The 12,404-nt window shown below is 59.1% G+C and carries 9 protein-coding genes; 3 read left to right on the top strand and 6 right to left on the bottom strand.

What is annotated here, in order from left to right; genetic code table 11:
- Positions 1-195: 195 nt before the first annotated feature.
- The 3 genes from GC425_RS04615 to GC425_RS04605 all read left to right on the top strand — a co-directional run bounded on the left by GC425_RS04615 (position 196) and on the right by GC425_RS04605 (position 1,447).
- Positions 196-636, top strand: a complete 441-nt coding sequence (locus GC425_RS04615) for a hypothetical protein (protein WP_257822212.1) — start codon at positions 196-198, stop codon at positions 634-636.
- Positions 637-712: 76 nt separating this feature from the next.
- The gene (locus GC425_RS04610) at positions 713-850 is read left to right on the top strand and encodes a hypothetical protein (RefSeq protein WP_257822210.1); all 138 of its coding nucleotides are present in this window, start codon (positions 713-715) and stop codon (positions 848-850) included.
- Positions 851-967: 117 nt separating this feature from the next.
- Positions 968-1,447 carry a Panacea domain-containing protein gene (locus tag GC425_RS04605; protein ID WP_257822208.1) on the top strand — a complete coding sequence of 160 codons (480 nt, stop codon included), beginning with the start codon at positions 968-970 and terminating at the stop codon, positions 1,445-1,447.
- A gap of 1,286 nt (positions 1,448-2,733) precedes the next feature.
- Here GC425_RS04605 and GC425_RS04600 read toward each other — a convergent pair.
- From GC425_RS04600 to GC425_RS04575, 6 genes are all read right to left on the bottom strand, one after another.
- Positions 2,734-3,891 carry a GIY-YIG nuclease family protein gene (locus GC425_RS04600; protein ID WP_257822206.1) on the bottom strand — a complete coding sequence of 386 codons (1,158 nt, stop codon included), beginning with the start codon at positions 3,889-3,891 and terminating at the stop codon, positions 2,734-2,736.
- 56 nt (positions 3,892-3,947) lie between these two features.
- A complete protein-coding gene (locus GC425_RS04595; RefSeq protein ID WP_257822204.1) occupies positions 3,948-5,951 on the bottom strand; it encodes a DEAD/DEAH box helicase in 2,004 nt (667 codons plus the stop codon).
- A complete protein-coding gene (locus tag GC425_RS04590) occupies positions 5,951-8,668 on the bottom strand; it encodes a DNA methyltransferase (protein ID WP_257822202.1) in 2,718 nt (905 codons plus the stop codon). The genes GC425_RS04595 and GC425_RS04590 overlap by 1 nt, the downstream gene beginning before the upstream one ends.
- Before the next feature lie 185 nt (positions 8,669-8,853).
- Positions 8,854-10,185: an LCP family protein gene (locus GC425_RS04585; RefSeq protein ID WP_151843683.1), complete on the bottom strand. Its 1,332-nt coding sequence runs from the start codon at positions 10,183-10,185 to the stop codon at positions 8,854-8,856.
- A 127-nt stretch (positions 10,186-10,312) separates the two neighbouring features.
- Complete coding sequence (locus GC425_RS04580) at positions 10,313-11,074, bottom strand: CPBP family intramembrane glutamic endopeptidase (protein WP_151843684.1); 762 nt, start codon at positions 11,072-11,074, stop codon at positions 10,313-10,315.
- Positions 11,061-12,374: an amidase gene (locus tag GC425_RS04575; RefSeq protein ID WP_257822199.1), complete on the bottom strand. Its 1,314-nt coding sequence runs from the start codon at positions 12,372-12,374 to the stop codon at positions 11,061-11,063. The genes GC425_RS04580 and GC425_RS04575 overlap by 14 nt, the downstream gene beginning before the upstream one ends.
- Between the last annotated feature and the right edge of the window lie 30 nt (positions 12,375-12,404).

Here is a 12,404-nt window from a genome sequence, read left to right as displayed (position 1 = left end):
GTTAATCGGGATTTGCAGCGGTTGTGGGATGAGTCTGGGGCGCGTGATGTGCATGAGTTTGGGTTGGCGTTGGGTGCGGTGAGTGAGTTTGGTGTGCCGGGGTCTGTGCGGAATGGTCGGGTGTATCGGTTGCCGGATGAGTCGGCTCGGAGTGCGATTGTGCTTTGGCAGGGGATGGATAGGTTTTATGAGCGGGTGCAGAAAGCCGTTGGGGGTATGAGCGATGATCCTGAGGCAGAGTCTGTCGTACGTGATCTAATGCTCGCTGCTGAGCACACCCCGCTGAAGCGGGATGTGTTGATGTGGCGTGGTGTGCGTAACTGGCAGGCTGTGTTTGGCACTGAGGACCTGGAAGAGCTCGCTACATACGACGAAGAACAGGCACGGTTCACTGCGATCACTACGTCGAGGGAAGTTGCTGAAGGAGAGTTCACGACGTTTGGTAAGGCAGGCGCCTTGCTGAGGATTAAGGCCAAGCAGGGCACTAAAGGTGTTTGGATGCCAGCAAATGGTGATAGTTCAGAGGAGCTGAAGCGGCAGCAGGAGTTTCTGGTTCCTCCTGGTGCTAGGATGAAGGTTACTTCCGTTCAGGGCGGAAAGCTTCCGGTTATTGAAGTGGAGTTGTCAGATGAGTAGAGTGCCGTCGAGTTTGGATCGGTTTTCGGATCCGCTCACGCCGATGAATTATTCAGGGCCACCGACTAGTCTGCCAATGCTGTTGAGTCGTTTGAAGATGAAGGGGAAGCCGAAGTCTGTACAGCGTGCTGCGGTGGAGGAGTGGTTGAAGGACAACAAACCGCTTGTGGGGCTTGCTGTTGGCCTAGAGTTGGAGTACGGAATCATCGTGTAGCAGTTGAGCAGCGAACACTGTGTGCTACATGAGGCAAAGGGATGGGTGGCACCGCGCTGTGTAACACCGCCTCAAGCCTAGCCGTTGTAGTTATCATCAAACCAAGGAGGGGAACCCATGGCTTACGCACCAACCCTGGTAGCTAACAACATACTGAACCGCGCTTTCGCTGAAAAATGCGAAATTAGCCCCATGAAGTTGCAAAAAATCTTGTACTTTGTTGCAGCGGAATACCAAAAAGAGACAGGTGAATCACTATTCACCGAACGCTTCGAGACCTGGAAATACGGTCCAGTGCTGCGCAGTGTCTACACTGAGTTCCGTCCCTTCAGTCGGGACTACATTAGCCGTTTTGCCAAAGACGCAGAAAATCACTCCCATATGGCGAAAGAAGAAGCTGACCCAGCGCTCCAACAAGCTCTTATTCGTGTTTGGGATGCGACTAAGTCGCGCACGGCCGTTAATTTGTCGCGGATCACACACCAGCCCGGCTCCGCGTGGGATAAATCCTTCCAAAAAGAGGACGAGTATCTTTCGACGAAAGAGATAACTAAGGATGTCACTTACCAACGCGCACTCGGGTTAGATGCCGCATGAATGAGCAGCCATCAGAAGTAGACTCGCAGAGGGAGGCAAGGACTAAAAAGCCGAAGGATCCATCGGCCTATTATGAAGGGGAAGACGACATTCCCCTGTACTCAAAGAGTGAGCTGACAACGCCGACAACGTCCAAAGAAATGACACCCACACAGTACAACGTGTGGCGGTCAAGTCAGGGCATGATTCTAGTTTTCACATGCGTTGGCTTAATCTTCCTATTAGCTGTCGCAAGCATTTTTCCTTGGGCGCATAAGAGTGAAGTAATTCCTATGGCGATTGACACTCTTAAGTTAATCACAACGACTGTCGTCGGATTTGTTTTCGGGGCGCACACAGTCGGCCAAAATAAAAACTCGCAGAACCATTAGATCTCGGCCTGCCTGCCTATCTGATAAAAAGCAGGCTTTTTAACAAATACAGCGCCGTCCAGCCGGTGGAACACACAGTTTGTGTGTCTGGGTTCGATTCCCAGCGGACGCACCAAACCCCACACCACATGCATGCCGCATTAGGCGTGAAGTGCCCCGGAAGGCAATGTCGCTCGGCCTGTGTACGGGTCTGGGAGTTTTTCGAGTCACGTGTTCCGTCGCCTTGGCTGGGGACGTCAGTTTGAGATCCTCGATCCTACGGGCCACACAGTAATCACAAAAGTCACACACTCCAGTCCAATCGCTGGTGGAGTAAGTACGCGCGCCGGTGACGGTCGCGCGATCGGCCGGGCCGCAGCACGATTCCCTGCAACGGGCCGACGTCCACCGCAGTGTTCGCACGGCCCGCAGCACAATCCAGAGTTGACCATCCTCTTGACTTATATCTTTGTTTTCAATACAATTAGAATAAGGAATCTACAAATTGGAGATTTAGGAGCGCCATGGAAAAACTCGTGAGCTTTTTTGTAGTACTTGTTTTCGTCACGATTATTTCACTTTGCATCATGGGTGTGCTAGATATTGTAGGTTTCCTCACGTATGATGCGGTCTGGACGCTTCCAATTCTTATCTTCCCCATATCCCTGGGTGTATGGTTTGCTTATATAAAGCATTTCCAAAAATAGCGACAACGCAGGCGACTTCGATTCATTCAGACAGGCGTGGAATGCTTTAGGTTGTTAGGTAGGTTGTTGGGTCCAGGTGACGCGAGTGTTGTGCGTTGATGCTCCGCTTGCTGGTGAGGAGAGGTCAAGTCTGGGGTAGTGGTGTATCCGTCCTTTCTGAATCCGGGACAGGGTTAGGGCTGGGGTCAGGGTCCCCGCCACCCCCAACGTCCAACCGCACCCCCACCACCTACCGCCGCACCAAATCCTCCACGGCGGGGTCGTAAACATAATCCACAATCTCGCCGGAGATGATCAGCTCCAGCGCTTTATCGATAATGGGCAGCGGCGCGATGAACCATTCCGTAGCACCCACACTTACACCCGCACTATTCACCACCGTCGCATCCAACCGCACTGCCGCGAACACCCGGTGAATCAGGTGCTCCAGCGCAGAAGGCCGCAAGTTATAGGCCTTGTAACGAGCCACAATCTCCACTGGCGCCATCAGGTACGTCGCGCTCTTCTCGGCTCCAGCAATGCGCGCTTCCACCGACCCCCTTGTGAACCCAATCTTGTACAAGTTCCTCAGCGAGCGAATATCCGGGTGCTCGGACAATGACCGAAGCACATACAAATACCCGGTTTCTTCATCCGCATCCCCAATCTCATCGGCGCTCATGGTGGTCCGCGTGACGGCCTGCCCGCCGGTCTCATACAGCCGCTTCGCCAAGGACTCCCGATACATCGCCGATTGCGTCCCGTTTTCAAACACCACATTTAGCCGCGGTTTATTCTCACCCCGCGCCACGTGCGGCTCTTTCACCTCAGCTACGAAACACATCACGCCGTTAATCACGAAGAATCGTCCTTCGTGGATGCTGCTCTCGCCCGTGAATTTCGTGAGCGCCCACGTCCCCTCCGCAAGCCCCGCGTGCTTCGCTGCGAAATGTTGCGCGTAGGCCTGGAAGTCTTTGGCTTTGACGCGCACGGCTCGTTCGCCGCCGTCTTCGGGGCTTTTCCGCGCGGGCAGCGTGGAGGTGTCCAGTAGTCCGGTGGGGTCGTCGGCTAGCCCCAGCGTGTCACGCGCCAGCAGCTCATCCAGACTGCTCGGCGCCGGCGCCGGCTGCAGCAGTCCGTGCCGGTCGTGCTCTGTCAGTTCCTGGATTTTCTGCTCGCTGGCACGAATGCCCACCAGCCGCGCCCCTAGTGTGCGCTCGGCAATGGTCAGGGTTTCTGGGCTGGGTTCGCGCCCATGCTCGTCGTAGAACTCGTTGATTTCTGCAAATGCGCGCACCAGCCGGTCCAGTTCGGTGGTTGGGCGTGGTTCGTCGGGCATGTCCAGCAGCCCGTCGGTGTCCGAGGCGATGAGCGCATCGAGTTGATCCTTGATCGGGTCGTGGGTCATGGTGGTGCTCCTTGCTGTGTGTGCCTGTTTATCCGATTTTTCCCCCGACGCCCGGCTTACGCGCCCCTGTCATCCTCACCCGGGGCGGTGGTTCCGGCGTGCTCGGCGGCTTTTTCTGCTTTGCGGGCTTGGATGGCGAGGCGGAGAACTAGGAGGGCTTCGGCGAGTTTCTTTTCTTCTGGGTCGTCGCTGCGGCGGTTGGGTTCGCGGCCGTGGGAGGTTTTCCAGGCTTCGATGCGGGGGTGCAGTTGTAGTGCTTCGTCGATGGAGATCTCAACACGGGTGCTGGCGATGGTGTCCTCGATGAGCTGCAGGACCGTGGGGGTGACAGTCTTGGAGAGGATTTCGAAGGCTTTTTGGAAGGGGTTGATTTTGTCGATGAGGTTGATATTCAGCTCGTCGATGTTGACGAATTGGTGGGCCATTTGAATGAAGCGTTTATCGCCCACTTCGCGCACTTCGCCGGTTTTGATGACGGAGTCCACAACTACGCGCTGGCGTACTTCTTCCACTTCGTTTTCGGTGAGTTCGGGGTATTGTTCCCGGATGATTTTCGGGATCAGGACCTTGTTGGTGGTTTCGGGGTCCACGCTGCCTACGGCGGCGCGGGCGAAGGTATTGTCCTGAAGGATTTTGGCCTTGAGGTCGTTGAGGTCCGTGGTGATGATTTGCTTCACGCGGTCAGTGGAGGGCTCTTTGAGTCCCTTGATCTTCAATTCCCCGGGTTCTGCCTTGTCATCGTCACTGCGCTTGGCGGAGAAGTTGAAGTTCTGTGCCAGAACCTGCTCCATCAGCAGGGAAGCGGTGATGGCCTTGAGCATATTGTTCACGGAGACGGTCACTTCGCTTTGTGCCGCGTCAGGCTCCGCGAGCAGGTTGGTGAACTGGGCGTGGGTCTTGCCTTCGCTATCGCGGGTGACGCGCCCGATGATCTGGATAATCTCGGTCAGGGACGCGCGGTAGCCCACGGTCAGGGCGTGCTCGGCAAAGGGCCAGTCGAAGCCTTCCTTCGCCATGCCGAGGGCAATGATGATGTCCACGGCATCGCGCTGTTTGCTAGCTGTGTCGGTGAGGTAGGCCAGCGTGCGGGCGCGCGCTTTCTGGTCGGTATCATCCACCAGGTCCGCCACGCGCAGGATCTGGCCGTTATCGTGGCGACGCATCAAGATAATGCCGGTCTCGTCCTCCACGCCGGCGTGTTCGCCGATCACATCCAGGATCAGCCCCACCTCCTCCAGCTTGTCCTTGGTGGATTCGCCTGAGTTGACGTTCGGGATGTGCAGGATGGTCTTCTTATCCAGGTCCAACACTTCGCCCACGCTGTCGGTGTAGCGGCCCTGGTAGAAGTGATGCCCGATGCCCAGGGACTTCAGGTGTTCGTACCCGTTGAGCTGGTCGTAGTAGTTGAAGGTCACCGGGGTGAACTTTGCCTCATCACCTGGCAGCAGCACTGGCACGGCATCGCCGCGGAAGTAGGAGCCGGTCATGGCGATGATGTGGGCGGTGGAGCCGTTCATAACCTCCCGCAGCACGGTGCCGAGGCGGTTGGAGTCCAGGTCTGCGGAGACATGGTGGAACTCGTCAATGGCCAGGACAGTGCCGTCGAAGTCTGATGGGGCCAGCTTGTCGAAGGCGTACCGCAGGGTGGCATGGGTGCACACCAGGGTGGCATCGGTGCTGTGCATGAAGCGGATGAAGGCATCCACTTTGCTGGCGGTGCTGCCTGGGTGGCAGAGGTTGTTGTCGTCCTTAATTTCCCAGTTGGCAAAGAAACCGTGGGAGATGAGGTCGGTGTTGCCGAAGGAACCGCCAATGGAGCGCTCCGGGACTGCGACGATGACCTTCTTCAGGCCCTGGTTGTAGAGCTTATCCAGGCCGACGAACATCAGGGCGCGGGATTTACCGGACGCCGGCGGGGCCTTGATGAGCAGGTACTGGGAGTCCCTGCGCTCGTAGACGCGACGCTGCATCTCGCGCATGCCCAGGCCGTCTGTGCTGACGGAGGTTCCTGCTTGTGCGTATTCAACGTTGACGATGTTCTCGCGGGAGTGCTTACCCATTAGCTTTTCTTCTTTCGTGTGCGCTTAGCCGGAGCCGCGGCGGCTTCTGCCGCGGTCATGCGTTCATACATAGCAAACAGGTCAGACAATCGTTCCTCGTCAGTTTCGTACACGCGTTCGGAATAGAGCTTGTCTACGAACTTGTCGACGCCCCAGTGGGCCTCCCGCAGGTTCTCTGGCATGAGGTCTGGGTCATAGAGTTGTGCCAGGGTCTTCTCACAGTGGTACTCGCGTACATCCAGGACCCGCAAGGCAAGGTCTGTGAGCTGTCGCTTTTCAGCTTCCGTGAGTTCGCGCACGGGGAAGTTGTTGTACACAATGGTGTTGGAGTAGCGCAGTCGAGTTTCAAGTTGTCCACCCACCGCGCGCGTCCAGACCATGTGCATCCGCGAGATCAACAACCCAAACAGCCACGGCTCGGCATCATAGACCGCAAAAGCCAGATTAGAAATAACGGTATCCGGACCGAGGTAACCCATTGGGATGTATTCACGGCGCTCCGAAGAGACACTGGGCACGATAATAGAATCGGTGGTACCGCCTTTTTGTTCACGGAAGGACCAAGGAATCAGTGCCTTCTTCCTGGTTCCAGCATCAGAGCTGTTGAGTCGAAATGTTTTAGTGCGTTCGATGCGTTGAGCAATTCCTGGGATCTGCTGGGCATCTTGCGCTTGATTCGACGTGATCCAGATGCAGTACCTATCTTGACCATTGATGAATTCTTGGCTTCCCAACACACGTCGGATAAATGGGGAAGAATCGGGATAATTCTGCACTAATGCGTCGCGTTCAGCTGGAGTCAGGAGTAAGTTTCCGCCGTCCATTGCCATGTTGCCGAACTGCATTTTGGGAAAACCCGGCGCCATGCCTTTTGTACGCCTTGTCACGAAAACATCTTCGGCATCTGCCAAGTAGCCGTTAATGTGGGAGGCGCTATTGCGTAGCTCATCTTGGTAAATGTATTTGGGAGCATTGGAGGCTGTTCGAAGGCCAATGACCACAACGGTTACTCCGGCGTTGCCTTTGGCGTTGTTCTCCCACTTGAAGGAGGTGTAGGCGAAGCCGATTTCGACATCAGCATCGAAGATCATCGGGAACATCAGCGCAACGTGTTCGCCCTGGACCACAGAGTTTGTTGATACGAATGCCAACTGGGCGTTAGTCCCCGCGATGTAGTCAGTTCCCTTAACGAACCACAGGGCAATGTAGTCCAAGTTCTTACTGTAGGGGCGCTCGCCAAAGACGAAGGGATAATCTTCTTTCTGCTCTTTCGCGAGTTTCTTGGAACCACCGTAGGGTGGGTTACCAATCAGGTAAATCTCATCGGTTCCGTTGTTGAGGCAGACATCGTTCCAGTCGATGCGGGTGGCGTTGCCGGCGTGGATGTGGCCGGTTTCCTTCAGCGGAATTAGTGGAATCTCCACCCCGAAGAGCTTTTGTAGCTCCTGGTTCATCTGGTGCTTGGCAATCCACAGCGAGAGGATGGCGACCTCCACAGCGAAGTCATCAATCTCGATGCCAAAGAAGTTCTCGATATTAATACGCGACTTATCAAAGAGCTTGACGGTGCCTTCAAGTTCCGCCTGGCGCTGCAAGATGGAGTGCTCCAGGCGTCGCAGCTCCTTATAGGCAATAACCAGGAAGTTGCCCGAACCACAGGCAGGGTCGAAGACCTTGATGCGCCCAATGCGCACCAACAAGGCTTCTAGTTTCTTGGGGCTGTCATAGGCCTTCTCAAACTCCTCGCGCAGCTCGTCCAAGAACAGTGGCTCGATGGTCTTCAAGATATTCGGTACCGAGGTGTAGTGCTGGCCCAGGTTAGAGCGCTTGCCGGGGGTGACAATTGCCTGGAACATGGAGCCGAAAATATCGGGGTTAATATCTAGCCAAATCTGCTTGCCTAGCTCAATGAGCATCTCGCGGGCCGTGGCGGAAAACCGCGGCACCGTCAGCGCGGAGTCCGTGCGGAAGAGCCGACCGTTGACATAAGGGAAGTCGGCGAGGTGTGCGGGCCTGCGGGAGGCATCGGCCTCATCAAGGGCTGCGAAGAGGTCCTTGATGAACTCTCCAGTATCCGATCCGTCCTCTAAGGTGTGGGAGCCTACGGCATTAGTGAACTGGTTTTCCTCGAAAATGCCAGTGTCTTCTGCAAAGTAGCAAAACAGCAGACGAGTGAAGAAGACGTTGAGACCGTGTCGATTGTCTGGGTTATCCAACAAACCGGGGTTGGCGCTGGCGAGCTCATCGAAGAGCTTGCCCATCTTTTCCGCAGCCTTGACATCAGCGTGGGATTCTGCGGTGTACTGGGCTTTTTCCATGCCGGCCCAGGGTAGGAAGAACGTGAAGTGTTGGTCAATCTCACGCAGATGGAAGTGACGGTTTTCGGCCGTCTTGGTGTCATAAGCAATCAGCTCGTCATAATCGCTGACAATGACAAAGCGCGGGGTGAACTTGGTAACCAAGGGCGAGACACGCAGCTGCTCTAAGGATTCCAGTAGGTCGTCGTCCTCGTAACGGAAGTACACCACGTTCTTCTGGGCGACCTCGTTCTCCAGATCCTCGGCCACATTTATCTTATTGTTGCGCAGGCGCGTGACACCACTCTTGGAACGGCCATAGGCCAGTAGCAGATCAAAAATGAACTGCTTATCGTAGGCCTCGCGCCCTGCTAGGGGCTTGATGCGTTCTTCAATTGCTTTGAGATTCAGGCGCGCCACCGTTGCCACCCTTTGCCATAGATTCCAGCGGACAAGTACTAGCCAAGTACTTTACTCAGCCGGGCGCTCGCCGTCCGAAGTATCACCAGTATTGCCCGCGAAGCCCCCTTAAGCCCGAGCGCCTTCATCTCGAAATAGGTGACCCTGCCCATCACCCGAACTTGCTCATCACGCGAACCCGCCCACTACTTAAACTGCTTGAACATCTCCCGCGCCGCGGCGTCGTCCCACAGCACCACGTTTCCCACGTCCGTGTCTTCATAGCTCGCCACCGGCACCGTCTCCTGGTGCACGCCACCGGCCATGCCCAGCCCCAACTTCGCCAGGTTCCACACGTGATCCTTCTGGTTCACCGTCAAAGAATTGCTCAGCGTCTTCACGGTAGGGAACAGCCGGAACGGGTTCGCCAGCGTTCCCACGCTGGTCATCTTGTGCGCCATCGCATTCAAAAACTGCCGCTGGCGCGCCACACGATCCAGATCGCCATTCGCGGACGCGTAGCGGGAACGCACATACCCCAGCGCCGTCGGCCCATCCAGGTCCTGGCACCCGGCCTGCAGGTTGATACCCGCCATCGGGTCGTCCAGCGGCTCCTCCACACAGATGTTCACGCCACCCATCTTGTCCACCACGTTCGCAAACCCGCCGAAGCCGATCTCCGCATAGCGGTCAATGTGGATACCCGTGGACTGCTCCACGGTCTGCTGCAGCAGCGGCGCACCGCCAATCGCAAACGCCTGGTTGATCTTGTCCTGCCCATAGCCCGGGATGGAGACGTAGGAGTCTCGCGGGATGGACATCATCGTCGCCTTGCCGAACAGCGGCACGTGCACCACCATGATCGTGTCCGTGTGGTTGACGGTGTTGTCCAGCTCGCCGGCCATCAGCCGGTCGGCGTCCTCGGCCGTCAGCCCCGCACGCGAGTCCGACCCCACCAGCAGCCAATTCGTACTCGTGAACGACCCCTTCGGTCGCCCGTCGTACTTCTGGATCGCATCCGTGCGCTGCAGGTTGCTGTCCACCCAAATACCCCCGCCGATCACCAACGCCAGCAGAATAATAATCATTATCCCGACGCCACGGCGCACCCCAGCAAAACCCCCCGGAACACGAAGGCGCTGGGTCAGAGGGGTGCGCGCGGCGTGCGCGCCCCGTGACGGCCGGGAGAACTCGCTCCGTCCGCCGGCCACGCCCGGTCCCGAAGCCTGCTGGTAGCCCTGCTGCTGGTGTTGCGCGCGGTCATTTTGCTGGTGTTGCGTAGGCTCGTACGGCTGCGCGCGCACCGGCTCCCGCGCCGGGTACTGTGCCGCACTGCGCTGATACCGCGGCGCCTCTGGCTGCTCCCGGCGCGGGGGTGCGCTGCGATTGGGGGGAAGTGGGCGTCGGGCGGAAGGGGAAGGATCGGGGGCCGCACGTCGCCGCACCGGGCGACCAAAACGATCCACAATCACCTTTCCATTCCGGTCCCGGGCGAACTCATCCCCAGAATCGCCAGAGTAACCGTTGCGAGAATCCATGCACGCAATCTTAGCGGCAACGCCCTACAAAGCCCCGCCGTTCGGACGGATCGTGCGCGCAGTGCACGTGTGCCGTGCGCGCGAGCGGCATGCGCCACGCGAGCATCATGCGTGCATCAGGCGCGCCTCAGACGCGCACGCCCAGCGCAAACCCCACAAAAGCCACACAATCAATCAGCGCGTGCCCCACCACCAACGGCCACACGCGCCCCGTCCGCTTGAAGTACCAGACAAACACCAGCCCCATCACCACATTCCCCAGCCCAGCCGAGACACCCTGGTAGAGGTGATAGCTACCCCGCAGCAGCGCACTGGCCGCGAACACCACCGGCCAGGAACAACGCAGCTGACGCAGGCGCGTCGCCAGCCACGCCACCACGATCAGCTCCTCGGCGAAGCCGTTCGCGCAGGCGTTCAGAATGAGCAGGGGTAGCTGCCAGGCAGACTGGTCCAGCCCGGAGGGCTCCACCGCCTTCGACCAGCCGAGCTGCACAGCCAGCGCGTAGAACGCCAGGCCAGGCAGGCCGATGAGAGCGGCGAGGGCTGCGCCGTGGAGGGCGTCGGTGGGGCGGAAGGAACGCAAGGCGGCTGTCAGGCGCGGGGTTGGCAGGTGGCGCGTGAGCAAGAACAGAGCCAACCCACCCCACGCGAACAACACCCCGGAGGACAGCACCTGCAACACCGGATCCAGCCACGGCAGCACGGACTGCTGCTCGTTCAGCGTGGCGCGCTGCTGGTTCAACGGGCGCGGATCCACCAGGGACTCCACCAGGCGTAAGGTAGCGCGCACGCCCGAGACACCGAACGTGATGGCCAGGACCAGGAACAGCTCCCAGCGCACAGCGCGGCGGTCATTCCAGCGCAGCGCGCGGCGGTCACTCGTGCTCATGCCGGTTCTCCGGGCGCGGCTCAAACCCCAGCGCACGCACATCCCCAGGCTCCGCCATGGACAGCTGCTCCGCCGGCAACTGCCGCGCCACGCTCTGGACGAACTCTGCGATATCCAGCAGCTCGGCGTCGGACACACGTTCGCCCACAGCGCCCACCATCAGCGAGATCGGCCACCGCCCAGGAACCTCCGCAGGATCCACCAGCGGCACACTCACCGCAGCCCAACCCGTCAGATTCCACAGCGTTCCCCACGGGGTCCACGCCGTCTGAGCCAGGAAGTTCAGCCGCGGACTCAGCGCGCTGAAGGTGTTCGGCGCTGGGGGAGCGCAGGCTAGCGTCGGATTAATAACAACATCAAGATCCCGCCACGGCCCGGAGGACGGATCCACCGCCAGGATCTGCTCCACCAACAGCTGCCTGCGATGCGCCGGGATCTGCCGCCCACGATCCCGCAGACACGCAGTCAACGGCGTGAGCGTGCCCGGAAGATCCGCGCAGCGCGCAGCCAGAAACTCGCTGAACAGCTCAAACGTGGCCCGCGGATACGGCCGCGGCGCCGGCGCCAGGCTCTCCACCGCCGGGTGCGTGACCAGCAGGCTCGCCACCGCAGCAGTGGGCGCCGCAATCGCCGGATCTACCGCACTCGCACTATGGAACGGCGCGTTCGTATACCCCAGCCGCAGGCCGCGCCGGGTTGCGAGCGTGCCGGCCTCTAGCCCATAAGCGCGCCGAGTGTGCGCCAGATCCTTCGCAATGAACCCCTGCGCCGTGGGCGTGAACCCGCCCGGCGCATGCGTGCGGTCATGCGCCGGCTTCAACCCCACCAGGCCACAACACGCCGCGGGAATGCGGATGGACCCGCCGCCGTCCGTCGCGTGCGCCACATCCACCAGGCCACGCGCCACCGCCGTCGCCGCCCCGCCCGAGGACCCGCCGACCATCATCGCCGCGTTCAGGGGATTCACCGGCTGATCGACGCCCACCGGTTCCGTATACGCCACCGTCCCGAACTCCGCGGTGCTGCTTGCCCCCAGCAGGCTGGCGCCCGCGTTGAGGAGTGCCGTGGCTGCGCTGTCGGTGTGCTCGGCGACGCGCGCCTGGTGGCACGAGCCGAAGGAGACCGTCTCCCCGGCGACCTGGTGTAGGTCCTTGAGCAGCACTTCCTGGCCGGCCAGGGGCAGCTGCGCGGCCGCGTCGCCCCGCTTTGGCGAGCTGTACACACGCGCAACCCCCAACTGGGCCTGGTTCAGGCCCGTGCGGCGCATCGCTTCCTCTAGACGGCGGTGGAAATCAGACATCACCCATGACTATAGGCCGGCCTAGTACTC

The sequence above is a fragment of the Corynebacterium sp. zg254 genome, assembly GCF_024701495.1.
Classification (GTDB): Bacteria; Actinomycetota; Actinomycetes; order Mycobacteriales; family Mycobacteriaceae; genus Corynebacterium; species Corynebacterium zhongnanshanii.
This window is presented reverse-complemented; position numbering and strand designations above follow the sequence as displayed.